The organism is Vibrio sp. Isolate24 (genome assembly GCF_022398215.1).
Taxonomy (GTDB): Bacteria; Pseudomonadota; Gammaproteobacteria; order Enterobacterales; family Vibrionaceae; genus Vibrio; species Vibrio coralliilyticus_A.
On the sequence record NZ_JAKEUU010000004.1, the window covers coordinates 141,641 to 167,724 of the forward strand.

General features: G+C 45.3%; 26 protein-coding genes. 16 read left to right on the top strand and 10 right to left on the bottom strand.

The genetic code is table 11. From position 1 onward, the window contains the following. Positions 1–72: 72 nt before the first annotated feature. Positions 73–732 carry a GntR family transcriptional regulator gene (locus tag L1D23_RS17360; RefSeq protein ID WP_239868929.1) on the top strand — a complete coding sequence of 220 codons (660 nt, stop codon included), beginning with the start codon at positions 73–75 and terminating at the stop codon, positions 730–732. 34 nt (positions 733–766) lie between these two features. Here L1D23_RS17360 and L1D23_RS17365 read toward each other — a convergent pair whose 3' ends face one another. The 3 genes from L1D23_RS17365 to L1D23_RS17375 all read right to left on the bottom strand — a co-directional run bounded on the left by L1D23_RS17365 (position 767) and on the right by L1D23_RS17375 (position 4,468). Continuing rightward, positions 767–2,653: a sensor domain-containing diguanylate cyclase gene (locus tag L1D23_RS17365; RefSeq protein ID WP_239868931.1), complete on the bottom strand. Its 1,887-nt coding sequence runs from the start codon at positions 2,651–2,653 to the stop codon at positions 767–769. 129 nt (positions 2,654–2,782) lie between these two features. After that, complete coding sequence (locus tag L1D23_RS17370; RefSeq protein WP_239838566.1) at positions 2,783–3,475, bottom strand: oxidative stress defense protein; 693 nt, start codon at positions 3,473–3,475, stop codon at positions 2,783–2,785. A 96-nt stretch (positions 3,476–3,571) separates the two neighbouring features. Beyond that, complete coding sequence (locus tag L1D23_RS17375; RefSeq protein ID WP_239868933.1) at positions 3,572–4,468, bottom strand: LysR family transcriptional regulator ArgP; 897 nt, start codon at positions 4,466–4,468, stop codon at positions 3,572–3,574. Positions 4,469–4,580: 112 nt separating this feature from the next. Here L1D23_RS17375 and L1D23_RS17380 point away from each other — a divergent pair, with 112 nt between their 5' ends. Together L1D23_RS17380 and L1D23_RS17385 are read left to right on the top strand one after the other, a co-directional pair. Beyond that, a complete protein-coding gene (locus L1D23_RS17380) occupies positions 4,581–5,210 on the top strand; it encodes a LysE/ArgO family amino acid transporter (protein ID WP_239868935.1) in 630 nt (209 codons plus the stop codon). Between the two features lie 4 nt (positions 5,211–5,214). After that, positions 5,215–5,697 carry a YbaK/EbsC family protein gene (locus L1D23_RS17385; RefSeq protein ID WP_239868937.1) on the top strand — a complete coding sequence of 161 codons (483 nt, stop codon included), beginning with the start codon at positions 5,215–5,217 and terminating at the stop codon, positions 5,695–5,697. Positions 5,698–5,739: 42 nt separating this feature from the next. Here the strand turns inward: L1D23_RS17385 and mscS are convergent, their stop codons facing one another. The 5 genes from mscS to tkt all read right to left on the bottom strand — a co-directional run bounded on the left by mscS (position 5,740) and on the right by tkt (position 12,676). Then, entirely contained in the window at positions 5,740–6,606 is an 867-nt protein-coding gene (gene mscS, locus L1D23_RS17390; protein ID WP_239868939.1) for a small-conductance mechanosensitive channel MscS, read from the bottom strand. A 334-nt stretch (positions 6,607–6,940) separates the two neighbouring features. Then, a complete protein-coding gene (fbaA, locus tag L1D23_RS17395) occupies positions 6,941–8,017 on the bottom strand; it encodes a class II fructose-bisphosphate aldolase (protein WP_239868941.1) in 1,077 nt (358 codons plus the stop codon). 153 nt (positions 8,018–8,170) lie between these two features. Then, positions 8,171–9,331 carry a phosphoglycerate kinase gene (locus tag L1D23_RS17400; RefSeq protein ID WP_239868943.1) on the bottom strand — a complete coding sequence of 387 codons (1,161 nt, stop codon included), beginning with the start codon at positions 9,329–9,331 and terminating at the stop codon, positions 8,171–8,173. Positions 9,332–9,513: 182 nt separating this feature from the next. Further along, positions 9,514–10,548 carry an erythrose-4-phosphate dehydrogenase gene (gene epd, locus L1D23_RS17405; RefSeq protein ID WP_239868945.1) on the bottom strand — a complete coding sequence of 345 codons (1,035 nt, stop codon included), beginning with the start codon at positions 10,546–10,548 and terminating at the stop codon, positions 9,514–9,516. 133 nt (positions 10,549–10,681) lie between these two features. Continuing rightward, the gene (gene tkt, locus L1D23_RS17410; protein ID WP_239868947.1) at positions 10,682–12,676 is read right to left on the bottom strand and encodes a transketolase; all 1,995 of its coding nucleotides are present in this window, start codon (positions 12,674–12,676) and stop codon (positions 10,682–10,684) included. Positions 12,677–12,998: 322 nt separating this feature from the next. On the opposite strand from tkt, the gene metK reads away from it, so the two are divergent. The 8 genes from metK to ruvX all read left to right on the top strand — a co-directional run bounded on the left by metK (position 12,999) and on the right by ruvX (position 19,436). Then, a complete protein-coding gene (gene metK / locus L1D23_RS17415; RefSeq protein WP_006958242.1) occupies positions 12,999–14,153 on the top strand; it encodes a methionine adenosyltransferase in 1,155 nt (384 codons plus the stop codon). A 276-nt stretch (positions 14,154–14,429) separates the two neighbouring features. Beyond that, positions 14,430–15,224, top strand: coding sequence for a DUF2189 domain-containing protein (locus tag L1D23_RS17420; RefSeq protein ID WP_239868949.1), 795 nt, complete (start codon positions 14,430–14,432; stop codon positions 15,222–15,224). Positions 15,225–15,291: 67 nt separating this feature from the next. Further along, positions 15,292–15,789, top strand: a complete 498-nt coding sequence (locus L1D23_RS17425) for a SprT family zinc-dependent metalloprotease (RefSeq protein ID WP_239868951.1) — start codon at positions 15,292–15,294, stop codon at positions 15,787–15,789. Positions 15,790–15,867: 78 nt separating this feature from the next. Further along, positions 15,868–16,572, top strand: coding sequence for a deoxyribonuclease I (gene endA, locus L1D23_RS17430; RefSeq protein WP_239868954.1), 705 nt, complete (start codon positions 15,868–15,870; stop codon positions 16,570–16,572). 108 nt (positions 16,573–16,680) lie between these two features. Further along, positions 16,681–17,412 (top strand): 16S rRNA (uracil(1498)-N(3))-methyltransferase, encoded by a 732-nt coding sequence (gene rsmE / locus L1D23_RS17435; RefSeq protein WP_239868956.1) that lies wholly within the window; start codon positions 16,681–16,683, stop codon positions 17,410–17,412. A gap of 13 nt (positions 17,413–17,425) precedes the next feature. Continuing rightward, on the top strand, positions 17,426–18,376 hold the full coding sequence (gshB, locus tag L1D23_RS17440; protein ID WP_239868959.1) for a glutathione synthase: 951 nt from the start codon (positions 17,426–17,428) through the stop codon (positions 18,374–18,376). Positions 18,377–18,432: 56 nt separating this feature from the next. Then, positions 18,433–18,996, top strand: a complete 564-nt coding sequence (locus L1D23_RS17445) for a YqgE/AlgH family protein (protein ID WP_239868961.1) — start codon at positions 18,433–18,435, stop codon at positions 18,994–18,996. Between the two features lie 17 nt (positions 18,997–19,013). Beyond that, complete coding sequence (gene ruvX, locus L1D23_RS17450) at positions 19,014–19,436, top strand: Holliday junction resolvase RuvX (protein WP_239868972.1); 423 nt, start codon at positions 19,014–19,016, stop codon at positions 19,434–19,436. Between the two features lie 98 nt (positions 19,437–19,534). On the opposite strand, the gene L1D23_RS17455 is transcribed toward ruvX, so the two are convergent. Beyond that, positions 19,535–20,641 carry a PilT/PilU family type 4a pilus ATPase gene (locus L1D23_RS17455; RefSeq protein ID WP_239869016.1) on the bottom strand — a complete coding sequence of 369 codons (1,107 nt, stop codon included), beginning with the start codon at positions 20,639–20,641 and terminating at the stop codon, positions 19,535–19,537. Positions 20,642–20,652: 11 nt separating this feature from the next. Next, the gene (locus L1D23_RS17460) at positions 20,653–21,690 is read right to left on the bottom strand and encodes a type IV pilus twitching motility protein PilT (RefSeq protein ID WP_239868974.1); all 1,038 of its coding nucleotides are present in this window, start codon (positions 21,688–21,690) and stop codon (positions 20,653–20,655) included. A gap of 24 nt (positions 21,691–21,714) precedes the next feature. Here L1D23_RS17460 and L1D23_RS17465 point away from each other — a divergent pair, with 24 nt between their 5' ends. From L1D23_RS17465 to L1D23_RS17485, 5 genes are all read left to right on the top strand, one after another. Beyond that, positions 21,715–22,431: a YggS family pyridoxal phosphate-dependent enzyme gene (locus L1D23_RS17465; protein ID WP_239868976.1), complete on the top strand. Its 717-nt coding sequence runs from the start codon at positions 21,715–21,717 to the stop codon at positions 22,429–22,431. Between the two features lie 26 nt (positions 22,432–22,457). After that, complete coding sequence (gene proC, locus L1D23_RS17470; protein ID WP_239868987.1) at positions 22,458–23,276, top strand: pyrroline-5-carboxylate reductase; 819 nt, start codon at positions 22,458–22,460, stop codon at positions 23,274–23,276. A 38-nt stretch (positions 23,277–23,314) separates the two neighbouring features. Continuing rightward, positions 23,315–23,872, top strand: a complete 558-nt coding sequence (locus L1D23_RS17475; RefSeq protein ID WP_239868989.1) for a YggT family protein — start codon at positions 23,315–23,317, stop codon at positions 23,870–23,872. Then, entirely contained in the window at positions 23,872–24,162 is a 291-nt protein-coding gene (gene yggU / locus L1D23_RS17480) for a DUF167 family protein YggU (protein ID WP_239868991.1), read from the top strand. The genes L1D23_RS17475 and yggU overlap by 1 nt, the downstream gene beginning before the upstream one ends. Positions 24,163–24,740: 578 nt before the next feature. Then, the gene (locus tag L1D23_RS17485) at positions 24,741–25,496 is read left to right on the top strand and encodes a hypothetical protein (protein ID WP_239868993.1); all 756 of its coding nucleotides are present in this window, start codon (positions 24,741–24,743) and stop codon (positions 25,494–25,496) included. Positions 25,497–26,084: the final 588 nt, after the last annotated feature.

Consider the following 26,084-nt stretch of genomic DNA (forward strand, 5'->3'; position numbering starts at 1 on the left):
CAAAGTATTGCGTACCATTAAATTCACCGCGGTTTTATATAACGCGGTATTTATGCATATGAGGAAAGGAAAGTGTCTAGCCCAACGTTGACTGATAAAGTCTCGAAAATGATCTACCAAGACATCCTAAGTGGTGAGCTCAAACCAAACCAAAAGCTTGTTGTCGCAGATCTAAAAAACCGATACCGCGTGGGGGCCTCACCAATCAGAGAAGCACTTGTGCAACTCTCATGGACGAAGTATGTAAGTTTAGAGCCACAAAAGGGCTGTTGGGTGTCGCCAGTATGTGTTGATGAACTGGCTGATCTCTACGAAAGCCTACGCACTGTCGCCGCCGTATTGTTGAAAAAATCGATTCGTTCAGGAGGAGAAGAGTGGGAGCTGGAAGTGCTAACATCATTTCATAAGTTATCGCGAGTCAGCCTAACCAATGATGAATTCGACTGGAAAGAATGGGAAGAGCGTCTGCATCAATTCCATATCGCCCTGCTCGAAGGTGCCAATTCACGCAATATGTTTGAGTTTTTCACAGATCTTATCAACCAAATTAAGCGTTATCGCTACTTTGCGCGTAATAACGGCCTAGACCCACGTCAATTTGAAATCGATGAGTGTGAAAAAATCATGAAGTTGGTGCTGGCCAAAGAAACAGAACAAGCTGCCGAGCAATTTGATCGTCACCTTCATCGTTCAATGGAACAAATCCAAACCACCATTGAGCACGCGGCTTAATCCTGAAAAGAGAAATCGAGCCTCGGCTCGATTTTCAAGCAATCTCATCACTGCTTTTACACACAGAGACTCGATTTCGCCCTAGCGTCTTAGACTCGTACAGAGCAATATCTGCACATTTATAACAGCGAGTGCTATCTGCCGTCAGATCCGTCAACCCAACACTGACAGTGACAGGGACATCTGAAGCCATTTCAACCGCAACTCGCACCCGGTTCAGCGCCTGCTCTGCTTCATCAATACTGCTATGCGGCATGATAATCGCGAACTCTTCACCGCCAATACGAGCAATAAAATCCGTCTCACGCAAGGTCTCAATAATAATAGCGCCTACACGGCTTATCACTCTGTCACCTTCATCATGACCTTGCTCATCATTCACTCGCTTAAAGAAGTCAATATCCAGTAACGCCAAGCAAGTGTCCTGCACCTTAGGGTAGCGTTGCGTTAACTTGGCACTGCGGCGCAGTTCTTGCTCAAATTTCCGGCGATTCCAGAGCTGCGTCAATTCATCCTTCTCACTCAAAATACGTAAACGCTCTTCAAGTTCCTTACGCTCTGAAATATCCACCAGCGAGGTAATGTAGTAACTGACTTTTTTTCCTTTCGCCAACACACACTGCACTCGCATTATTGCTGTCACCTTAGAGCCTGTTTTGGGATTCTCAATGCTGACTTCATCCTCCCACGTTTGGCTAGAAGTCGCTTTCTTGAACAAGGCAAGCATGGAAGCAAACGTCTTCTCTCCTACCAATGTTTGAATTATATTTTTGGAGGAGATCTCTTTTTGGCGATAACCTGTCAGCTTTTCAAACTCATGATTAACAAGCACGACTCGGTGGCGCTTGTCTGAGATCACCACGGCTGACATACCACTTAGTGCAGCTCTGGCTAGCTGACTTTCAAGGCTGCGTTTGCGATAGTAAACCAAGATACAGGTTGCAGGAATCGTAAAAGCGAGCACCACCAGCAGTACAATCGAAGCTTCTTTTACTAACAACTGGTAGTCTCTTTCACTGCGGGCTTTGAGCTCGTCACGACTTAAATCGATTACCAGATACAATTTATGGCGAGGGGATATCTGCAGTAGATTGAATACCACCAGATGATCATTTTCTATCACATAACCTGACTTTTTCGTTTGCATGGTTTGCCAAGTCTTAGGGTAGAGACTCGCTAAGTTATGCTGACTACGACTGGCTAATAAATTACCAAATAATTTACTCGGATCGTCACTCACCGAGTAAAAACCTTTTTCGCCAACAAGCTCTGGACGAAAGAAGTCATCAGGCGAATAGTTAAGACGAGAGCTCAGATACCAAACATCAATATTGAGGATCAAATAACCTACTCGTTCTTCTCCAACTTCAACGGGCGTGATCAAACGCAAGGCGGGTTTATAAGGATAAACCAGTTCGCCATTTTCCATCTCGAGGTCAATGCCCCATGCACCAATCTGATCATCTTTCAGCTGTTGAGCGTAGCGGAAATAACCACGATGCGATTTGTCTTGCAGTTGGTCTACAATGCTGGCGCGATTGCCACTCAGTAAATAGTTAAGTCTGAGTTTCTCATAGCCAGAATTATCAAGGAAACGAATTTGGGTATACCATTTTTGGTTAATAGCAACCGATGACCAAATTTCTTCCACCACCTGACGATTATCATCATTCGGCACTAAGATATAATCGTACAAACTTCGACTATGCGAAAGAAGTTTAATAATGGAAACAAACTGACTGCGGACACCCTGATACTCACGCTCACTGTAGGCCAATTGATGCATGGCCTGCTTAGCTGTTAACTCGACAGTGTCTTTTTGGAGGCTTTGGTAGCGCTGGGCATAGTAAGCGAACACCACTGACACCAACACAATAGTGGTAATGCACAAGTGCCAAAAGATGTTTTTTTGTTGTCTCACTACCACTGCTCCTAAATCGAAGGCGGGGCAGTATATCACCGAATAAAAAAGTGGTTAAGAATAACCCGAACGGCAATTGATAATTTTATAAAGCGCCTTAGTTATTACTAAAAAAGGCGCTTTTGATGGTTAATCTAACTGGTAAATGACGTCAACTCGATCACGAATCACAATTGTTGAATCTTGGTAGGTATTAGACTCCGCTTTCGCATCCATCGCCATAGAACGCATGAGGACGGGCTGAGAACTTGGCATATTATAATCGATTCGCCATACGCCATTGATATCTTTACCAAAACCAGAAGCTAATGACTCAGCCTTGCTGTTAGCGTCCTTAATGGCCGCTTGACGTGCTTGTTCTTGGTACTTAGCCTGCTCTTTGACCTTTAATTGAATATTTTCTACCTGATTGATACCGGAGTTCAACGCAATATCTAGGTACTGATTAAGATTAGCTAACTCATCAACCGTCACGTTGACCGTTCTCGATGCACGATAGCCTACCAGCTCAGGTTTGCCATCTTTCGGGTAATGGTATTGAGGAGAGATATAAAGGTTAGAACTTGTGATGTTATCCGCACTCATGCCTTCATCTTTCAGCTCAGACAAAAAGTCAGAGACAACTTTATCCACCGTCTGCTTAGCTTGCTCTGCCGTCATTGTGGTTTCCACCACACGAACTGTAAATTTTGCCATGTCTGGCTTTGCTACGACTTCACCATAACCGGTCGTTGCTAGGTGCGGGAAGTTAGGTGTATCCGCATAAGCACCGATACTCACTAAGCCTGAAACAGCAATCGCTAGGCTAGAAACTCTCTTCATTATTGTTCACCTTATTTAACTAGTTACATACATCATAGCGTTTAGATACTAATTGAGGAGCCTTGTTCCGTGTTCTGACATAACTTTGACCAAGCACTAACTCGATAATACCTTTTTCGCATAAGTGACAATGGCTTGCGTGACTTCTTCCAACACACCAGACTCTAACTGCCAGTGATGCCAATAGATGCGATAAGAGCTTAAGAAGCCAGGTAATATATCAACTAAAGTCCCCTCCTCCAGCTCGCGTTTAATTTGGAAGCTGGGGATCAAGCAATATGCCACTCCTGCAACAGCCATTTTCACGAACGCTTCAGAACTGGCTACTCGATGTGTTCTCACGTTGTCTGGCAAAATATTAAAGTGTTCTTTGAGAAATTGCTGATGCTGTTCATCATGTTGATCGTACGCTACGGCTGGGGCTTGAAGCAAAGAGTCATAATTTACACCATGAGAAAAATAACGCGCAACGAACTGTGGATTCGCTACACAGACATAATCGACCCGACCAAGGTAATCAGCCTGACAGCCAGGAATCGGTCTTGATTCTAGGCTGATCGCTCCTGTGACTTCACCACTTTTCAGTTTTTCTATCGCTCTAACCTCATTAAGCACAGCAAGCCTGAGCTCAATGTTACGAGTGGTTAGTACCTGCTGTAATGACGGTAGTAACCAAGTAGCCAAACTATCGGCATTGGTAGCAATAGAAATCGCGAGTGGCCGCTCTGAATCACTATTGGTTAATTCTGGAACCAGCTCACTTTCTAGCAATTGTACCCTATGGTAAAGGCCCAGCAGCTTTTTACCAACTACAGTCGCGCGAGGCGGCTGCTCACGGACGAGTACTGGCTGAGCGAGAAATTTTTCGAGCTGTTTAATACGTTGTGATACCGCAGACTGAGAAATGTAGAGCGATTCTGCCGCTCGTTCAAAGCTACCTTGAGTGACCACAGATTCAAGAGCTTCAATCCATTTGTAATCTAATCCTCGCATCGCCCTACCTAATAAGAAAAACTGATAATATATTAAAATCATTAATTATACTTATAACTTTACTGTCTCTATTCTCAACACTCAAATTGTCAGCTCACTTGGAGAGAAAAACGTGAACTTATGGGTGTTATTACAAGGCTTTGGGCTCGGTGCCAGCATGATCATTCCTATTGGCGCACAGAACGCTTACGTTCTTAATCAAGGTATTAAGAGAAACCATCACTTAACCACTGCAACGATTTGTAGTGTTCTCGATGTGATATTCATCTCACTCGGTGTTTTCGGTGGTGGAGCTTTGTTATCACAAAACAAAACGCTACTGACCGTAGTGACTCTGGGCGGTATTGCATTTTTGACCTTCTATGGCTTACTTTCACTCAAAAGTGCACGACAAAGTGACCAGATGTCAGAGTCAACACATCAAGTGTCTGCTCGCGGCCGTCGTGCCGTGATCCTTGGGGCATTAGCTGTCACAGTACTCAACCCACACCTGTATCTTGATACTGTCGTCATCCTAGGTTCAATTGGTGGTCAGTTCGAAGGACAAGACCGAATGGCCTTTGCTCTTGGCACTATCTTGGCCTCATTCGTGTGGTTCTATACCTTATCGATAGGCGCAGCTAAACTTGGTCCGACACTGTCAAAACCAAAAGTAAAACAAGGGATAGACATTGCGATAGCACTAATGATGTTCTCCATCGCATTCATGCTGATCAACGAATTAATAGCTCAACACGGATAGCAACATGGATAGACTTGAAAGTATTTATCAATACAATACAGCACTTCTTAAGCGGCTTAATGTTCAATACAAAGAGTGGCGACATAAGCCAATTCTAGATTTTGCCACCGATTTACGCGTCGGTGAGCAACTAGGTTGGACAGGTACGCATAGTAAGAGTCTGTTTCTTAAGTTCAAAGGCGCTGGACACGCCCTATTTCTAACTCACAAAGATGCGCGTTTAGACAGTAAAGCAATCAAACAAAAACTGGGAAAACGCCCGTCTATATGCAGTGATGAAGAAATGATGCAGCAGCTCGGTTGCATGCCCGGTGCCGTATGCCCCTTTGGGATGCCTGAAAGTATCGAAATTCTAGTCGATCGCTCGCTATACCATCATCCTGAAATTCTCTATACACCCGGCTACCCAGAACGGACCATAGGTATTCAAGGGGCTGTCCTGCCGACTTTGCTTAACGCTCTGCCAAACTCCATCACTGAAATGTAAAAAGCGAGGCTAGAAGCCTCGCTTTTGCATAGATGAAACCGATTAAGATTCAACCTTATTTAAATGAACATCCATCTGCGGGAACGGAATTTCAATACCTTCGTTATCTAGACCTTCTTTGATAGCTTGCATTAGGTCGAAATACACCCCCCAGTAATCGGAAGTTTTAACCCATGGGCGAACAACGAAGTTGACCGAGGAGTCTGCCAGTGTATGGACACCAACCTGAATCGCAGGTTCTTTAAGGATTCGCTCATCCGACTCACAAATCTTTGTTAGTAGCTCTTTGGTTTTCTGCAAATCAGCGTTATAAGACACTCCGATTACCAAATCAATACGGCGAGTTTCGTGACGCGAGTAGTTAGTAATTGGGCCTCCAATTACACTACCATTCGGGACAACAATCATTTTATTATCCGGTGTTTTCAAAACCGTTTGGAAGATTTGGATAGACTCAACGCTACCCGCTACTCCACCTATTTCGACATAATCACCAGATTTAAATGGACGGAAAGCAACAATCAGTACCCCAGCAGCAAAGTTAGATAATGATCCCTGAAGCGCCAAACCAACCGCTAAGCCTGCCGCACCGATAACAGCAACTACAGAGGCGGTCTGCACACCGATACGGCTGAGTGCCGCAATTAGTACAATCACAAACAACAAGTAGCGCACCAAGCCATGGATAAATTCAATAACCGCCTTATCCATATTTTTCTTTTTCAGCATCTTTGCAACGCTGTTCGCCACCATCTTAGTAAAAATATTACCGATGAATAGAATAAGGATGGCTGCAAGTACATTCACGCTATACTGAATCAGCAAGTCAGAATTATTGGTAATCCAAGATTCAGCCTGCGCCAAGCCATCAACTAATGGAGTTTCAATCTCCACCGACTCTCCTGCCATAATATATTTCCTCTATAAGTTCTGGCGATCCTATGAATCACACTGCTTTCTATCACGAATAGGCGATGGTGCCCTTATTGCTCATCTGATATAAGTCAGATTTTTGGCACCATATATCAGTTATGACAATACATAAAGTGAAGTTTATGCAAAGAATGCAAAAACAAAGGGTTATAGCAAACTGATATAGACTCGTTACAAGATACGCAATGGTTTATCTTTTCGCCATTATTTTTAGTGCGCACGCTCCCATTCATAAAACAAATCGCTAAATACAAAAAAACCCGTTCTAAGAACGGGTTTTAGCATTAACAGAGTGCTGATTTGAGACGAATTATAGTACGTCTACTGCGTTTAGGTCAGCAAATGCTTTCTCTAGACGAGCTACCATTGAAGCTTGACCAGCACGTAGCCATACGCGTGGATCGTAGTACTTCTTGTTTGGCGCATCTTCACCTGTTGGGTTACCGATTTGACCTTGTAGGTAATCACGGTTTTCAGCTTCGTACTGACGGATACCATCCCAAGTTGCCCACTGAGTATCAGTATCGATGTTCATTTTGATAACACCGTAGCCGATAGACTCTTGGATTTCAGCTTCAGTAGAACCACTACCACCGTGGAATACGAAGTTTAGAGCGTTTGGTGCGATACCGAATTTCTCTGCACAGTATGCTTGAGAGTCACGTAGGATAGTTGGAGTTAGAACAACGTTACCTGGCTTGTAAACGCCGTGTACGTTACCAAAAGATGCTGCGATAGTGAAACGTGGGCTAACTGCACTTAATTTCTCGTATGCGTATGCAACGTCTTCTGGAGAAGTGTAAAGCTCAGAAGCGTCCATATCAGAGTTATCAACGCCGTCTTCTTCACCACCAGTACAACCTAGTTCGATTTCTAGCGTCATGTTCATCTTAGCCATGCGCTCTAGGTATTTAGCACAGATTTCGATGTTCTCTTCTAGAGATTCTTCAGATAAATCGATCATGTGAGAAGAGAATAGTGGCTTACCCGTTTGAGCAAAGAACTCTTCACCTGCGTCTAGAAGACCGTCGATCCATGGTAGAAGTTTCTTAGCTGCGTGGTCAGTGTGTAGGATTACTGGAACACCGTAAGATTCAGCGACTGCATGAACGTACTTAGCACCAGCAACAGCACCAAGAATTTGAGCACCTTGGCCTTCTAATTTTAGGCCTTTACCAGCGAAGAAAGCGGCACCACCGTTAGAGAACTGAACAACAACAGGCGCTTTTACTTTTGCTGCAGCTTCAAGTACTGCGTTAACTGAGTCAGTACCAACAACGTTTACTGCTGGAAGCGCAAAGTTGTTTTCTTTTGCTACTTCAAAAACTTTCTGTACGTCATCACCAGAGATAACACCTGGTTTTACGAAATCGAAGATCTTAGACATGGATGTAATCCTATTTATCTGTCGTTTTAAAAATAAAACTTGTTAAGTTTAAATTCTTGCAAACGTTTGCTCACAACGTGCGCCATTCTAACAAAGAATAATGTGACTTGCAGCAAACAACAAAGCGGGAGAGACTCCCCCGCTTTGGTTTAATTACTTAGCGCGCTCTTCTAGCATCGCTACGGCTGGTAGGACTTTGCCTTCCACAAACTCAAGGAATGCACCACCACCCGTAGAGATGTAAGAAACGTCAGCTTTAATACCGAACTTATCGATAGCCGCTAGCGTGTCACCACCACCTGCTACAGAGAAACCTGCAGACTGAGCGATTGCTTCTGAGATACCTTTTGTACCAGCTTCGAAGTTCTTGAATTCAAATACACCTACAGGACCGTTCCATAGGATAGTTTTTGCATTAGCGATGATTTCAGCTAGTGCTGCAGTTGATTCTGGACCTAGGTCGAAGATCATGTCGTCATCAGCCACTTCTGAAACGTGCTTGATTTCAGCTTCTGCGTTTTCATCAAATGCTTTCGCACATGCAACGTCAGTTGCTACTGGGATTGAACACTCTTTCATTAGCTTTTGCGCTGTTTCAACTAGGTCCGCTTCGTATAGAGACTTACCTACGTTGTGGCCATCAGCTGCGATGAATGTGTTTGCAATACCACCACCAACAACAAGTTGGTCAGCAACTTTAGATAGAGATTCTAGAACGGTTAGCTTAGTAGAAACTTTAGAACCACCTACGATAGCAACCAGTGGACGCTCTGGGTTGTCCATTGCTTTACCTAGGGCTTCAAGTTCAGCGGCTAGAAGAGGACCAGCACACGCAACAGGTGCGTTCATGCCAACACCGTGAGTAGATGCTTGAGCACGGTGAGCCGTACCGAATGCATCCATTACGAAGATGTCACAAAGCGCTGCGTATTTCTTAGATAGCTCTTCTTCGTTCTTCTTCTCGCCTTTGTTGAAGCGAACGTTTTCTAGAACAACAAGCTCACCAGTGTTCAGCTCTAGGCCTTCTAGGTAATCTTTTGCTAGCTTAACATCGCAATCTAGTGCGTCGTTTAGGTAATTAACGACAGGTTGTAGAGAGAACTCTTCTGCGTATTCACCTTCAGTAGGACGACCTAGGTGAGACGTAACCATAACTTTAGCGCCAGCTTCTAGACAGTGCGTGATCGTTGGTAGAGATGCTAAGATACGTGCATCAGAAGTCACTTTGCCTTCTTTCACAGGTACGTTTAGGTCCGCACGGATAAATACACGTTTACCTGCTAAATCCAGGTCAGTCATCTTGATTACAGACATGATGTGTCCTCTCAAATATTCAAAAAGTAAAGTTTTTAGAAGCTCGGCGACCCTGCCAAGCTCAATAATTCTTCAAACTGATTTAGATATGGAGATTATCAATATTTATTTCAAGGCTGGAAATAAACATTTCTCCATCGCCACCTGTCTACAACAGCCCTAAGATAGTTGGCGTTGCAGCGTCAAGCATGACGGGGAGCGGCTTGCATCGCGAGGGCCGTATCTAACATACGGTTCGCAAAACCCCATTCGTTATCACACCAAACCAGCATTTTAACTAAATGGCCATTACTGACTCGGGTTTGAGTACCATCAACGATCGCACTATGGGGATCATGATTAAAGTCGATGGAAACAAGCGGCGCTTCAGTATAGTCAACAATGCCCTGTAATGTACACTGAGATGCGTTAACAATGGTTTGATTTACGTCATTAACTTTCACATTTGTATTAATTGTGACGCTTAAATCCATCGCTGTGACGTTTACAGTCGGCACTCGGACTGAAATTGCCTCAAATTTGTTAGAAAATTTCGGGAAGATTCTTTCAATACCCTTATGCAACTTGGTGTCCACAGGTATGATCGATTGGCTCGCGGCTCGGGTACGTCGCAGATCTGAATGGTAAGCATCAATAACTTGCTGATCATTCATTGAAGAGTGAATAGTAGTGATGGTTCCTGACTCGATGCCAAAGGCTTCATCTAATGCCTTAATTATCGGAACAATACAGTTAGTCGTACATGAGCCGTTTGATACCACCTTGTGTTCCGCTTTCAACGTGTCGTGGTTCACACCATAGATAATGGTATTGTCGAGATCATTGGCACCAGGGTGTGAGAATAAAACTTTCTTAGCTCCTGCTTTGATATGCTCTTGACCATCGGCTTGCGAGCCAAATACGCCAGTACAGTCCAAAACTAGGTCAACTTCTAAATCACGCCATGGCAGCAAGTCGATTTCCGCCAGGTGGAGAATGCGAATGGAGTCAAACTCTCCACTTTCATGGTGAACATAGATATGTTCTTGATCGTTCGTAATCTTCTTACCAAAACGGCCATGACTCGTATCATACTGCAGCAAATGGGCCATCGCATCAGGCTGTGCCAGCTCATTGACTGCTACTACTTTAATCTCTTGACTCTTGCCACTTTCATAGACTGCTCGTAACACATTACGCCCAATACGTCCAAATCCGTTGATCGCAACTTTTAGCATGATTCCATCGCTCTACATCTTTTTCGTGTCACAAATAGTACCTGATAGATTTATAAAACTCATCCGGTTCATCCTATCGGGTCAAAACAAAAAAGCCGAGTCACGAGGACTCGGCTTTCATAGCTAACCACAGTTAAGCCAATAGCTCTTTCGCTGTGTTTACTACGTTTTCAGTCGTGAAACCGAACATCTTGAATAGCTCACCTGCTGGTGCAGATTCACCGAAGGTTGTCATACCGATGATCTTGCCACCGAAACCAACGTACTTGTACCAGAAGTCAGCGATGCCCGCTTCAACAGCGATACGAGCTGTTACGTCAGAAGGCAGTACTGCTTCACGGTAAGCTGCGTCTTGCTTGTCGAATGCATCCGTTGATGGCATTGAAACAACACGTACTTTCTTACCTTCCGCAGTTAGTTCAACCGCAGCGTTCACCGCTAGCTCAACTTCAGAACCGGTCGCGATAAGGATAAGCTCTGGCTTACCTTCACAATCTTTCAGGATGTAACCGCCGCGAGCGATGTTTGCCACTTGCTCTTCGCTACGCTCTTGCTGTGCAAGGTTTTGACGAGAGAAGATTAGCGATGTTGGGCCATCTTTACGCTCGATTGCCAGTTTCCAAGCGACTGCCGATTCCACTTGGTCACATGGACGCCATGTACTCATGTTTGGCGTTAGACGTAGAGAAGCCATTTGCTCAACTGGTTGGTGAGTTGGGCCATCTTCGCCAAGACCGATAGAGTCATGCGTGTACACTTGGATGTTCTGAACTTTCATCAGAGCAGCCATACGCATTGCGTTACGCGCGTATTCCATGAACATTAGGAAAGTTGCACCGTATGGTACGAAACCACCGTGTAGAGCAATACCGTTCATGATAGCCGTCATACCGAATTCACGCACACCGTAGTGGATGTAGTTACCTGACGCGTCTTCAGCTGATACCGACTTCGAACCAGACCACATGGTTAGGTTCGAAGGCGCAAGGTCAGCCGAGCCACCTAGGAATTCAGGTAGCATAGCACCGAACGCTTCTAGTGCATTTTGAGATGCTTTACGTGATGCAATGTTCGCAGGATTTGCTTGAAGGTCAGCAATGATTGCGTTTGCTTTCTCTTCCCACTGTGCTGGCAATTCACCGTTTAGACGACGCTTAAGCTCTGCCGCTTCTTCTGGGTACGCAGCTGCGTACGCGTCAAACTTCGCATTCCACGCTGCTTCCTTAGCTTCGCCTGCTTCTTTTGCATCCCACTGTGCATATACATCTGCTGGGATTTCAAACGGACCGTGTTCCCAACCTAACTCTTTACGAGTTGCTGCAATTTCGTCAGCGCCTAGTGGTGCACCGTGACAGTCATGAGAACCAGACTTGTTAGGTGAACCAAAACCGATGATGGTCTTAGTACAGATTAGAGTAGGGCGCGGGTCAGCTTTCGCTGCAACAATAGCGGCATTGATCGCTTCTGGATCGTGACCGTCTACTGCAGGGATTACGTGCCAGCCGTATGCTTCAAAACGCTTAGGTGTATCGTCAGAGAACCAACCTTCAACGTGACCATCGATAGAAATGCCGTTGTCATCCCAGAAAGCGATCAGTTTACCCAGACCTAGTGTACCTGCTAGCGAACATGCTTCGTGAGATATACCTTCCATCAGACAGCCGTCACCCATGAAGGCATAAGTGAAGTGGTCAACGATGTCGTGGCCTTCTTTGTTGAACTGTGCTGCTAGAGTCTTCTCAGCTAGCGCCATACCCACAGCGTTCGTGATACCTTGACCTAGAGGGCCGGTGGTTGTTTCGATACCCGGAGCGTAACCGTACTCAGGGTGACCCGGAGTCTTGGAGTGCAGTTGACGGAAGTTCTTTAGATCATCGATGGACAGCTCGTAACCCGCAAGGTGAAGCAGAGAGTAAATCAGCATAGAGCCGTGGCCGTTTGAAAGCACAAAGCGGTCGCGGTCAGCCCACTCTGGGTTAGCTGGATTGTGGTTTAGGTGGTCACGCCAAAGAACTTCAGCGATATCCGCCATCCCCATAGGTGCGCCTGGGTGGCCAGAGTTGGCTTGTTGTACGCCGTCCATGCTAAGAGCACGGATTGCATTTGCTAGATGTTTACGGGAAGACATGTCTGCTCCTGAGTGCGTTAAGCGAAAAACTAATTTTGGTGGGCGATTATTCTCTCAAAGGCGCCTGAGCTCTGCAAACGTTTTACAGTCTGAATACAGGGGATTTCCGCCTATTTTCCACCATTTCTATCAAAGTTATTAATATTTAACTCTTTAGAAGCAAACGTTTGGATATGTATTAAATTAAAAAAGAGCTTGTAATTCAAACAATGAAAATTAGAATAGACGTCTAGATGTAGATACACCTACAATTATTAATATTATTCAATGTCAGTGATTAAACACATTCACTGACTCTAAACCAAATTAAAGTGGAGCTAACATGGCTAAGCACCTGTTTACTTCTGAGTCGGTATCAGAAGGCCATCCAGATAAAATTGCAGATCAGATTTCTGATGCAGTTCTAGACGCAATCATCGAGCAAGATCCAAAAGCCCGTGTTGCGTGTGAAACCTACGTAAAAACTGGCATGGTGATGGTTGGTGGTGAAATCACTACATCAGCATGGGTAGATATCGAAGAGTTAACTCGCCAAACCGTTCGTGATATCGGTTACGTTCACTCTGACATGGGTTTTGATGCCGATTCTTGTGCGGTACTGAACACCATCGGTAAACAGTCTCCAGATATCAACCAAGGGGTTGATAAAGCGGATCCAAAAGAGCAAGGTGCGGGTGACCAGGGCATCATGTTTGGCTACGCGACGAACGAGACCGACGTACTAATGCCAGCTCCAATTACGTACTCTCACCTACTTGTTCAAAAACAAGCGGAAGTGCGTAAAAACGGCACACTTCCTTGGCTACGTCCTGATGCAAAATCTCAGGTAACCTTCCAATACGACCAAGGTAAGATCGTTGGTATTGATGCTGTTGTTCTTTCGACTCAGCATTGTGATTCAATCTCTACTCCAGACCTGCGTGAAGCGGTTATGGAAGAGATCATTAAGCCAGTTCTACCATCAGAGTGGCTAAACAAAGACACTAACTTCTTCATCAACCCAACTGGCCGTTTTGTTATCGGTGGCCCAATGGGTGATTGTGGTCTGACTGGTCGTAAGATCATCGTTGATACTTACGGTGGTGCTGCTCGTCATGGTGGTGGTGCCTTCTCTGGTAAGGATCCATCAAAAGTTGACCGCTCTGCGGCTTACGCTGCACGTTACGTTGCGAAAAACATCGTTGCGGCTGGCCTTGCTGACCGTTGTGAGATTCAGCTTTCTTACGCAATCGGCGTCGCTGATCCAACGTCTATCATGGTGGAAACATTTGGTACTGAAAAAGTATCTCAAGACATCATTGTTGAAGCGGTACGCCAGCACTTCGATCTTCGCCCATACGGCCTACAAGAAATGCTGAACCTACTTCAACCAATCTACAAGAAAACAGCGGCATACGGCCACTTCGGTCGTGAAGAGTTCCCATGGGAAGCGACTGATAAAGCTGCACTTCTACGCGACTTCGCTGGCCTTAAGTAATTTAAATTACCGCACTAATTTGCTATTCAAGGGCTTCTGGGGAACCAGAAGCCCTTTGTTTTTGTGCGCAAAAATCAAACAACAAATTTGTATTTTTTTGTCATGGGGTCAATAGTTAACAATATGTTAAAAGAGCAAACTCAAAGCTAAGTGAGTTTCTTCTAACAAGTCAAACAGATGCGCAGCTTACCCAGCAGTCGCAAAGCCGAGCATCGAGTTCCATGTCACCTTGAAATAACGGGTGGCCTATGACCGAGAATCGATCAAGGAGGATGTATGCCTCGTACGGTGAATCCACAAGACTTCAACGAGAAACGCAAGGAAGTCCCAGATAACGAATACGCACGTACTATCCCGTGCAATCAGCTCAGCATATCGGCCCCGTTTCATTGGCTATCACTAGGGCTACACGATTTTGTTCGCATGCCACTGATCAGTGCCTTTTACGGTTTATGTTTTATGGCAGCAGCGATTGGTATTGTTTTATTAGTTCAATGGCAAGGCACACACTTAGTCGTGATGCCTAGTTTGGTCGTTTATATGTTAATTGGTCCTTTCTTAGCTCTAGGACTCTATGACGCTAGTTGGGAACGAGAAAAAGGCCATAACGCTAGCTTGATTCACTCCATGAAAGCCATTGGACGCAATTCTTCATCACAATGGGCGTTTGCTGTGATGCTTGCCGTGTGTATGATTTTCTGGATGCGTATTGCCGCGCTGCTTCATGCGCTTTACCCGTCCGTTCAAGGTGCTCCATTAACCGATTTCCTACCCTTCCTTGTTATCGGCTCTTTAGTCGGCATGGTACTGGCAGCAATTGTGTTTAGTATTTCAGCCTTCTCCATTCCTCTGATGATGGAACGACGGGTTGATATGATGACAGCTGTGTTCACCAGCTTTAACGCGGTCAAGTCAAACATTCCTGCAATGATCGTATGGGCCGGCGTGATCTGTGGCGGTATTTTAATTGGCTTTGCGACTTACGGAATCGGCATGTTATTTACGATGCCCATTCTTGGCTACGGTACTTGGCACGCCTATCATGAAACCATCAAGAAAAAGCACCATTAGCACCAACTTCTAATCCAGTATATGATTCGCCCCTTCAAAGTAAGGGGCGAATTTTTTCGAATCATTGATGGATAAAGAACTCAGCTATCGCACACAACAAATCGTCGCTCATTGTATCACTCAAGCCCAGAGTGCTTTTCAGCGTTCATTCTCTTTCCCTTCTGTCAGCTACAAACTACGGGGGAAAGCCGCAGGCAAAGCCTACCTCCAGCTCAATGAAATTCGTCTCAATCCAACTTTATTTATCGAAAACCAGCAAGCCTTTTTCGATGAAGTGATTCCGCATGAAGTCGCTCACTTGGTGACCTATCAAGTCTATGGCAGGGTCAAACCTCACGGTAAAGAATGGCAATCGGTCATGGAAAGCGTATTCGGCGTCCCTGCTCGTACTACACACAGTTTTGAAATAACTTCCGTACAAGGGAAAACCTTCGAGTACCGCTGCGGATGCCAGATCTATCCGCTAACCATCAGACGTCATAATCAAGTTCTACGTCAGCAAAGCAGCTATCGCTGCCAGAACTGCCAACAAACCCTTACGTTTACTGGCAGACAACTCTCATAACTCAACGTACTATCAGTAAAACCCCCAACAAATGCATGTTAGACTGCGATAAGTCATACTTTTCTAATACTTATCGACATGAAACTTCGTGCATTTTTTATTTGCTTGACCTTACTTATTGCTTCATCTCAGGCACTCTCTGCCCCTCCATCTTCGTTTTCGAAAGCCAAAAAAGAAGCGCTAAAGATATACGCGGATCATCCCACAAGCTTTTATTGCGGATGTGATATCACTTGGCAGGGAAAGAAAGGTATTCCTGATTTAACCTCATGTGGCTACTCAGTAAGAAAGCAACAAAAGCGTGCCTCCAGAATTGAATGGGAGCACGTAGTACCCGCATGGCAGTTTGGCCACCAACGACAATGCTGGCAGTCTGGTGGTAGAAAGAACTGCACCAAAAACGATCGTACCTTTCGCTTGATGGAGGCAGATCTACATAACCTCACACCAGCTATCGGTGAAGTTAATGGTGACCGATCTAATTACCATTTCAGCCAGTGGAATGGCGTGGATGGCGCCACCTATGGTCAATGTGAAGTGCAGGTTAACTTTAAACAACGCAGAGTCATGCCGCCAGATCGCGCTAAAGGATCGATTGCTCGTACTTACCTTTACATGGGTGAGGAATACGGATTTAAGCTGTCAAAACAGCAAACCCAACTCATGACCGCTTGGAACAAGCTTTACCCAGTAGACACATGGGAGTGTGAACGTGAACGCAGAATATTCAAGGTTCAGGGCAACCATAACCCTTTCGTTTTTCAAGCATGCCAAGCTTTGTAATAAGCATTAATGAATTCTAGATCTATGTATAGGCTGCCCCTTGTTTTTTAGCCATAAAGCATCCATGTTAGGGGTTCATTCTCAATTGTCTTCTCGGATACAAAGCTGATGCGAATTCCTCGAATTTATCACCCTGAACCTATCACCCAACTTGGCAGTTTAGCGCTTAGTGAAGATGCAGCAGGCCATGTAGGCAGAGTCTTACGGATGAAAGTTGGGCAGGAGGTTCTGCTTTTTGATGGCTTTGGCGCTGAGTTTCCTGCCGTGATTGAAGAAGTCACCAAAAAGTCCGTCACGGTGAATATCACTGAACGTGTTGAACGCAGCAGCGAGTCACCGCTGGACCTGCATTTAGGTCAGGTCATTTCTCGCGGGGAAAAGATGGAGTTCACCATTCAGAAGTCCGTAGAACTGGGCGTTAATACCATTACTCCACTGATTTCTGAGCGCTGTGGCGTCAAGCTGGATCAAAAACGTTTCGAGAAAAAGCTCGCCCAATGGCAGAAAGTTGCCATCAGCGCTTGCGAGCAAAGTGGACGCAATATCGTTCCGCAAATCCGCCCGATCATGCAGTTAGAAGACTGGTGCGCCGAAGACTATGACGGCCTCAAGCTCAATCTTCACCCCAGAGCCAAATACTCAATCAATACGCTACCAGCGCCGGTCGAGAAAGTTCGCCTGTTGATTGGCCCCGAAGGTGGCTTATCCGCAGAAGAGATCGAGAAAACCCGAGAATATCAATTTGAAGAGACTCTGCTAGGCCCACGCGTATTACGCACAGAGACCGCAGCTCTTACCGCAATTACTGCCCTTCAAGTTCGCTTTGGCGACCTTGGTTAAACGGAGAAAAACCATGATCAAATTAGGTATCGTGATGGACCCTATCGAGTCCATCAACATCAAGAAAGACTCTAGCTTTGCCATGATGCTTGAAGCGCAGCGCCGCGGCTACGAAATCCACTACATGGAAATGCATGATCTGCACCTAGACCAAGGTGTTGCTGTTGCAGACACCAAAGTGGTGGAACTCAAAGAAGATCCAACGGGCTGGTTCCAGTTTAAGTCAGAGCAAACTATTAAGTTGTCAGAGCTTGATGCGGTATTGATGCGTAAAGATCCTCCGTTTGATACTGAGTACATCTACGCAACCTACATTCTTGAGCGCGCAGAAGAGAAAGGCACGTTAATCGTCAACAAACCTCAGAGCCTGCGTGACTGTAACGAAAAGCTGTTCACAGCTTGGTTCCCAGAACTCACCCCAACCACGATCGTGACCCGCAAAGCAGAGAAGATTAAACAATTCCGCGAACAGCACGGAGATGTGATCTTAAAACCATTAGATGGCATGGGTGGTGCATCTATTTTCCGAGTCAAAGAGAACGATCCAAATGTTTCTGTGATTATCGAAACCCTGACTAACCACGGTCAAAACTATGCGATGGCACAAACATTCGTTCCTGATATCAGCAATGGCGACAAAAGAATTCTGGTTGTAGACGGTGAAGCAATGCCATACTGCCTGGCACGTATTCCGGCAAAAGGCGAAACGCGTGGCAACCTTGCGGCGGGTGGTACCGGTGAAGCCCGACCACTGAGCGAAACAGATAAACAGATCGCAGCGGCTGTAGCGCCTACACTTAAAGAAAAAGGTTTGATCTTTGTAGGCCTAGACGTCATTGGTGACAAGTTGACTGAGATTAATGTAACCAGCCCAACTTGTATTCGCGAAATTGAGGCTGCGTTTGATATCTCAATCACGGGTAAATTGATGGATGCCATTGAGCGCCGTCTCAATAAGCAGTAATTTACCCACAGGATCATTGGGCGATCATGTATTGCCCACTATACGCTGGAGTAACTATGAATTTAACCAACCACTTTTTAGTTGCTATGCCGGGGATGAAAGATCCCTACTTCCAACGCAGCGTTATCTATGTGTGTGAGCACAACGATGATGGCGCAATGGGTTTAATGATTAATGCTCCAATCGACATTACAGTAGGGAAAATGCTCAAACAGGTCGACGTTGAAGCGGCTCAACCGCAACTGAAAATCGGCAGTCTTGAGAAACCAGTTCTCAATGGCGGTCCGGTGTCAGGAGATCGCGGTTTTATTCTTCACCAACCAAAAGATCATTATGAGTCCAGCATTCAGATGACTGACTGTATCTCTGTTACAACTTCTAAGGATATTCTCGCAGTACTCGGTACAGAAGCCGAACCACCAGAGTACATTGTTGCATTAGGGTACTCAGGTTGGGAAGCTGGCCAGTTGGAGAACGAGCTTTCGGAAAACTCTTGGCTAACGATTGAAGCTGACCCTGATGTCATGTTTAACACACCAATCAATGAACGTTGGCAGAAAGCCGTGCAGATGCTTGGCATCGACGCGTCTCAACTGTCCAGTGATATTGGTCACGCATAACCTCACTACTAAAATTTATGTCTAGAACAATTATGGCTTTTGACTTTGGCACTAAAAGTATTGGCAGTGCCATTGGTCAGGAGATTACAGGCACGGCATCACCGCTGAAAGCCTTTAAAGCCAACGATGGCATTCCCAACTGGGACGATATTGAAAAGCAGATCAAAGAATGGCAACCCAACCTGCTGGTTGTCGGCTTGCCAACGGACCTTCACGGCAAAGCTCTGGAAACGATTACTCCTAGAGCGAAAAAGTTTGCTAATCGTCTTCACGGCCGTTTTGGCCTTCCTGTCGAGCTGCACGATGAGCGCTTATCCACTACAGAAGCTCGCTCAGATCTGTTCAGTATGGGCGGCTACAAGGCGCTCAGCAAAGGGAATGTCGACTGTCAGTCAGCGGTCGTTATCCTTGAAAGCTGGTTTGAAGCGCAATACGGCTAAGCGAGAAAACAGAAAGGGTTGGCACATTGCGCCAACCCTTTACATTTCAGCACTACAAATAGAGCACGATAGAAAATATCTATAATCCTCAAACGGCTCTAGTCCATATCAATCTTCACATCTGCCAGCGCACCACCTCCGAAGCTTTCACCTCGTTGAGTCTTGAGCATAATACGCAGGTCATTGGCTGAATCCGCACTGTGCAGCGCATCTTCTTCAGTAATTTTGTCATTCACCACCAATTGGTAAAGCGCCTGATCAAACGTCTGCATACCCATTTCCTGAGATTTCGCCATGGTTGATTTGAGTTCATGCAGATCACCGCGTCGAATGAGATCCGATACTCGTGGGCTGTTGAGTAAGATTTCAAAAACGCCATGACGACCTTGGCCGTTTTTATCTCGAATCAACTGCTGGCCGATAACACCTTTAAGATTCATGGAGAGATCAAACAAGAACTGCTCTTTTTGCTCTTTCGGTACAAGATGCAGAATCCTTTCCAAAGCTTGGTTAGCATTGTTAGCGTGCAACGTCGCCATACACAGATGGCCCGTTTCGGCGAAGGTCATCGCGTACTCCATGGTCTCTCGCGAGCGGATCTCACCGATCAAGATCATATCAGGAGCCTGACGCAAAGAGTTCTTCAGCGCGACTTCATAACTTTCTGTGTCTAAGCCAACCTCACGTTGCGTGACGATGCATTTCTGATGTTCGTGGACAAACTCAATCGGGTCTTCAACTGTCAGAATATGGCCGCTGCGCTCAGTATTTCGATAGCCGGTCATCGCTGCCATTGTTGTGGATTTACCAGAACCTGTGGCACCCACAACTAACACCAAACCACGCTTGGCAATGGAAAGGTCTTTCAGAGTTTCGGGCAGTTTTAAGTCATCAAATGTAGGTATGGTGGTTTCGATTCTACGAATCACCGCACCGGGTAACTCTCGCTGGTAGAAAGCGGACACACGAAAGCGACCAAAATCCCGCACTACGGCAAAGTTCGCTTCTCGACTGTGGCTATACTCACTCTGGAGCTCTTCATCCATGGTGCTGTGGAGTAACTTCAACACTTCGGCTTCCGATAAGCTTTCCCCACGCGGCCTCAACTCTCCATCAACACGATAAAGTATCGGCGCACCAACAGTGATGTATAAGTCTGACGCTTTCTCAGTCAGCATACCTTGCAGATAAGCATTGATATCCATCATGACCTTCCTCAGAACAGACCTTGCTCAACTTCAATTTTCTTCGACACTTCTTCAGCATCAACCAGACCTTGAGCAATCAACTGTTTCGAGTGCTGCTCCATGGTCTGCATACCATGTGCTGCACCTGTCTGGATCACAGACTGCATTTGCGCCACTTTATCTTCGCGGATCAGGTTACGAATAGCAGGCGTTGCCATCATTATTTCATGACAAGCCGTTCTCCCGCCTCCAATGCGCTTGAGCAATTTCTGCGCAATCACCGCACGCAGAGACTCAGAAAGCATGGAACGCACCATGCCTTTATCGCTGCCCGGAAAAACATCAATAATACGGTCGATAGTTTTCGCCGCCGAACTGGTGTGCAAAGTACCAAACACCAAGTGGCCGGTTTCAGCAGCGGTCAGCGCTAGACTGATCGTTTCTTGATCACGTAACTCGCCTACCAGAATAACATCAGGGTCTTCACGTAGAGCACTGCGCAGCGCGTTATTAAAACTATGGGTATTACTATGAACTTCGCGCTGGTTGATCAGACATTTGTTATTGGTATGCACAAACTCAATCGGATCTTCAATTGTAAGGATATGCTTGTTATGGTGGCGATTAATATGATCCACCATTGCTGCCAATGTCGTCGATTTACCAGAGCCCGTTGGCCCTGTGACCAAAATCAGGCCTTTTTCCATGTTAGCAATACTTTCAAAGATGGCCGGTGCATCCAACTGCTCTAAAGTCGGGATATCGGTTGGAATGGTGCGGAAAACCGCCGCACAACCTCGTGACTGATTAAAAGCATTAACCCTGAAACGGCCAACGTCTGGCAGCTCAAAGGAGAAGTCGACTTCGAGACGCTCTTCAAATTCACTACGCTGGGCATCATTCATAATGTCGAACACCAAACGATGCACTTCAGAATGGTTGAATGCTGGTACGCCAAGCTTTCTTACTTCACCATCAATGCGTACCATGGGAGATACACCAGCAGAAAGATGTAGATCTGAAGCATTATGCTTTACACTAAAATCCAGTAATTCAGCGATATCCATTTAAAATCCTTAATAAAGTTAGCTATGAGTAGTATTCAACAAAACATTGAACAGATCACCTCACAGATTGAAGCGGCACAACAAAAGTGTGGACGCCCTCTAGGCTCAGTGCAACTTCTGGCGGTGAGTAAAACCAAGCCTTCTGAAGCCATTTTAGAAGCGGCTCGCGCCGGTCAGGTCGCTTTTGGCGAGAATTACGTACAGGAAGGTATTGATAAGATTGCCTATTTCTCAGAAAACCACCCTGAATTAGCCCTAAAATGGCACTTTATCGGCCCAATCCAGTCCAACAAAACACGCCCTGTAGCCGAGAATTTTGCTTGGGTACATACCGTGGATCGAACCAAAATCGCACAGCGACTTAACGATCAAAGGCCGGAAGAAATGGCGCCGCTGCAAGTTCTTATTCAAGTTAATACCAGCAGTGAAAGCTCTAAATCTGGCGCCAGCGATGACGAAATCTTTACTTTGGCAGAGTTGATTTCTTCCCTGCCAAACCTCACCTTAAGAGGATTGATGTCAATACCAGCGAATGTTTCCGATTACCAGTCTCAGCTTGCCGCTTTTCATCATCTAGCTGAACTAAAAAACCGATTGGCGCAGCGCTATCCGCATCTCAACCTCGATACGCTTTCTATGGGTATGAGTGGTGACATGGAAGCCGCGATTGAAGCAGGAAGTACCATGGTCCGTATCGGTACCGCTATTTTTGGCGCGCGTGACTACAGTAATAAAGCTTAATTAGTAAGACAGGAAGAACAGACTCAATGGAACATAAGAACATTGCCTTTATCGGCGCAGGTAATATGGTCAAGGCTATCGTCTCTGGATTGGTATCTGGGGGATATCCCGCTGAAATGATCACAGCGACAGCCCCATCTGAAACTCGACGACTACCGCTGGAGAAGGATTTCGCCATTAAGACCACCAGCGACAACCTAGCCGCTGCCAGCGAGGCGGATGTCATCGTTCTTTCTGTAAAGCCACAAATGATGGCAGAAGTATGTAAACCGCTTCAATCGATCGACTGGTCAGGTAAATTGGTTATCTCGATTGCTGCAGGCATCAGCAGCCAGCGTCTATGCGAGATGCTCAAGCACAACCTAAATATCGTTCGCGTTATGCCAAATACACCAAGTCAGCTTGGCTTAGGAATGAGCGGCCTATACGCCCCTTCTAATGTTTCTGAGCAAGATAAAGCGTTTGCCGCTGAGCTCATGGAGTCATGTGGCAAGGTCTGCTGGGTGGAGCAAGAGTCCGGCATTAATAACATCATCGCGGCAGCAGGTAGTGCTCCAGCTTACTTCTTCCGCTTTATGGAAGCGATGCAAGCTGAAGCCATTGCCCAAGGTTTTGATAAAGAGACAGCTCGTCTTTTAGTGCAACAATCAGCCTTAGGCGCTGCAAGCATGGTCGTCGGCAACCCAGAGACAGAATTATCGACACTGCGCGAAAACGTCACCTCAAAAGGCGGCACAACGGCAGAAGCGTTACGCACATTCAACGAACACCAACTTTCAGATATAGTAGCGAAAGCGATGCAAGCCGCCGTAGCACGTGCTGAAGAGATGGAAAAACTGTTTTAATTAGATTGAGCTATAGCTCTACGAAATAAGGGTAACCTATGAATTCAATAAGTTTTCTGATTTCCACCCTGTTTGATCTCTACATCATGGTGGTGATCTTACGTATTTGGTTGCAAGCTGCACGTGCAGACTTCTACAACCCATTCTCACAATTTATCGTCAAAGCCACTCAACCAGTGATTGCACCGCTGCGCAGGATTGTACCTTCAGTTGGTGGTATCGATCTGGCCACTGTACTCTTTGCCTATGTGCTGTGCGTACTGAAATTTGTCGCTCTGATCCTGCTTGCCTCCAGTGGTGCTGTTTCCTTCAGTGCAGAGTTTTTCTACCTTGGCCTGCTATCCCTCATCAAAGCCGCTGGTGGCTTACTATTTTGGGTGCTACTTATCCGAGCTATTCTGAGCTGGGTAAGCCAAGGACGAAGCCCTATCGAGTACGTATTTCACCAACTAACTGAGCCTATGCTGGCGCCGATTCGTCGTGTGATTCCAGCCATGGGTGGCTTCGACTTAAGTGTGCTGGTTTTGTTTATTGCTCTGCAGTTTGCCAACTTCCTAATGGGTGATCTCATTGGTCCCGTTTGGTTCCAGCTATAATGGCAAAAGCCGCTTGGTTAGAAGGTGATGATCTCCTACTCAGGCTCTACATTCAGCCCAAAGCAAGCAGAGATAAGCTGATTGGGCTGCATGGCGATGAAATAAAAATCGCCATCACAGCCCCGCCTGTAGACGGAAAAGCCAACGCTCACCTGAGCAAATATCTGTCCAAACAGTTCAAAGTAGCAAAAGGGCTAGTCACCATAGAGAAAGGGGAACTCGGGCGACATAAACAAGTCCGAATCCAGTCCCCAACTCATATCCCCGAAATAATAAAGGCCATCTTGTGATGGTCTTTTTATTTATAAAAACATTGAAAATGTATAACCAAATAAGACCACGGGCACACAAATACATAGAAGCACTTGGTCATTTTTATGTGGTTACACACTTACTGAAAATAAGTAACGTTTCTAATTATAGAATTGCTTAGAACGAATACTGGTAACTCTATAGTTATTAAGTTATTGAACATTAGTGTTCGGGTGTTTTTTGATCATCACTCAATTTTCAAAAAATTATGCTAATTAACAACTGAATACCTCAGAAATACTATGAGGCACTGGTAGGATTCAAATTACTGTTGATAACCTTTTGTTCTTTTTTAAATGCATAAACCTGAATATCCATTCCCACCCCCAACGTCCGCCTACTGGAAAAGTCACAGTACCTCAGTGAGCTATGATGAGGCTGTTTCTCTATACGAGTCTCAACAAGGCGTTGCCAAGACGATGCACGTAACCCAATAAAGTCACCTGCGAGTCAAGCTTTAGAAGCCAAGAGAATAAACCGTATTGCTGAATCATCTAATGCTACACCTGCAACACCTTCACCCCAACAGACTGCTTTTGCAGAAACACAATCAAACATGGCGTGGCCTCCTTATAACCCTTTGGCTCCTGAAGGCGAGAAAGATCTATCCAGCAAACTAAAAGAAGCTCTTGAACGCAATCACATAAAAGTTCATATCATGACTATCTGGGATACGATGGTCTATGTTGTGAATAACTGGACGGCCAGAACAGAAGACGGGGAGATATTCAGTACAAAAATCATCGAAACAATGAATGAAATTCGAGGATATCTGGACAACGGTAAAGAAATTCTTCACGCAGCATACTTAGCAAAAGCCTTAGGCGGGTTAGGTATTGTGGCGAAGGAAACCAAGACTAAAAATGGAAAGGCTGCGATTATCATCTCTAGCGTATGGAATGATAGTAAAATGCACTACGCAACAGTAAATGGCGTTAACATAAAGAAAAATCATCCTTACCTTATGGATAACCCGAAAATGCACCAATTAGGCTTTACTCGGAAAACAAAAATTCGAGGTGCATTAAAGGCTGGAGCTTTGTCCATCGTTATTAGTGCAGCAATAGCTACAGAACAGCTTGTAAATAATGATGAATACCACATGACCGACTGGTACGGAGAGATGGGAAGTGAATTGCTAAAATTGGGAGTGGTGAGTGTCATTGCCTTAATTGCAATCCCGTCAAGCTTACCAATATTAGTAATTGCCGCACTAGCCATTGTTGTTGGTCTTGTAGTTGATGAGGTTTGGGAAGAGTATAAAGTTCAAGAGAAAATAACAACGGAGTTAGAAAGTGCCACTGAAGTATAGATATCTAGGAATGTGCTTTTTCCTACTTTTCAGCTTGTTTATGTGTTGGTTTTCCTACAGCAATATATACATTGGGTTTCAAGAAGACATTGCCCAAAAACTAGAAGTAATCGAGGTGTCTTTTAGTAGTGGGATAACTCTATATTCAAGTGTTCTATTTTTGGCCTACTCCATAGCCTTTTTGTTGTATAACTTTAGAAGAAGAAGTGAGCCAGTTGAATTGTGGGCCACCTTATCTAACAACAAAACAACAATAGTAATAATCGGATTGTTAGCCGTATCAATTCCATGCGGATACATCTACAAAGAATACAAAGAGAACGTACTCATAAAGAATGGCTATTCTTTTGAAAAAGTACGAGAAAGGCGCGGCCTATTTAAACTTGATTACGATGTGTATACGCTAGAAACCAATAAATGATAACAGCCCGCTCTTGAAGCGCAATGTAGATCAGATAAGGATCGGTTGACCGATCCTTCTGATGAGAGACAATCGGAAATCTGTTTATAGGTTTCCGATTTTTTATGTCTATTCAACACTTCTTTGCCGACTTCCTTGAAGAAAACCCTGTTGATGTTGCCCAACTC

Bases quoted from the DNA above. Each gene is read 5' to 3' on its own strand.
- L1D23_RS17370 (WP_239838566.1), bottom strand. From the start codon at position 3,475: ATGAAGAGAGTTTCTAGCCTAGCGATTGCTGTTTCAGGCTTAGTGAGT.
- L1D23_RS17375 (WP_239868933.1), bottom strand. From the start codon at position 4,468: ATGCGAGGATTAGATTACAAATGGATTGAAGCTCTTGAATCTGTGGTC.
- L1D23_RS17385 (WP_239868937.1), top strand. From the start codon at position 5,215: ATGGATAGACTTGAAAGTATTTATCAATACAATACAGCACTTCTTAAG.
- mscS (WP_239868939.1), bottom strand. From the start codon at position 6,606: ATGGCAGGAGAGTCGGTGGAGATTGAAACTCCATTAGTTGATGGCTTG.
- fbaA (WP_239868941.1), bottom strand. From the start codon at position 8,017: ATGTCTAAGATCTTCGATTTCGTAAAACCAGGTGTTATCTCTGGTGAT.
- L1D23_RS17400 (WP_239868943.1), bottom strand. From the start codon at position 9,331: ATGTCTGTAATCAAGATGACTGACCTGGATTTAGCAGGTAAACGTGTA.
- epd (WP_239868945.1), bottom strand. From the start codon at position 10,548: ATGCTAAAAGTTGCGATCAACGGATTTGGACGTATTGGGCGTAATGTG.
- tkt (WP_239868947.1), bottom strand. From the start codon at position 12,676: ATGTCTTCCCGTAAACATCTAGCAAATGCAATCCGTGCTCTTAGCATG.
- metK (WP_006958242.1), top strand. From the start codon at position 12,999: ATGGCTAAGCACCTGTTTACTTCTGAGTCGGTATCAGAAGGCCATCCA.
- L1D23_RS17420 (WP_239868949.1), top strand. From the start codon at position 14,430: ATGCCTCGTACGGTGAATCCACAAGACTTCAACGAGAAACGCAAGGAA.
- L1D23_RS17425 (WP_239868951.1), top strand. From the start codon at position 15,292: ATGGATAAAGAACTCAGCTATCGCACACAACAAATCGTCGCTCATTGT.
- endA (WP_239868954.1), top strand. From the start codon at position 15,868: ATGAAACTTCGTGCATTTTTTATTTGCTTGACCTTACTTATTGCTTCA.
- rsmE (WP_239868956.1), top strand. From the start codon at position 16,681: ATGCGAATTCCTCGAATTTATCACCCTGAACCTATCACCCAACTTGGC.
- gshB (WP_239868959.1), top strand. From the start codon at position 17,426: ATGATCAAATTAGGTATCGTGATGGACCCTATCGAGTCCATCAACATC.
- L1D23_RS17445 (WP_239868961.1), top strand. From the start codon at position 18,433: ATGAATTTAACCAACCACTTTTTAGTTGCTATGCCGGGGATGAAAGAT.
- ruvX (WP_239868972.1), top strand. From the start codon at position 19,014: ATGTCTAGAACAATTATGGCTTTTGACTTTGGCACTAAAAGTATTGGC.
- L1D23_RS17455 (WP_239869016.1), bottom strand. From the start codon at position 20,641: ATGGATATCAATGCTTATCTGCAAGGTATGCTGACTGAGAAAGCGTCA.
- L1D23_RS17460 (WP_239868974.1), bottom strand. From the start codon at position 21,690: ATGGATATCGCTGAATTACTGGATTTTAGTGTAAAGCATAATGCTTCA.
- L1D23_RS17465 (WP_239868976.1), top strand. From the start codon at position 21,715: ATGAGTAGTATTCAACAAAACATTGAACAGATCACCTCACAGATTGAA.
- proC (WP_239868987.1), top strand. From the start codon at position 22,458: ATGGAACATAAGAACATTGCCTTTATCGGCGCAGGTAATATGGTCAAG.
- L1D23_RS17475 (WP_239868989.1), top strand. From the start codon at position 23,315: ATGAATTCAATAAGTTTTCTGATTTCCACCCTGTTTGATCTCTACATC.
- yggU (WP_239868991.1), top strand. From the start codon at position 23,872: ATGGCAAAAGCCGCTTGGTTAGAAGGTGATGATCTCCTACTCAGGCTC.
- L1D23_RS17485 (WP_239868993.1), top strand. From the start codon at position 24,741: ATGGCGTGGCCTCCTTATAACCCTTTGGCTCCTGAAGGCGAGAAAGAT.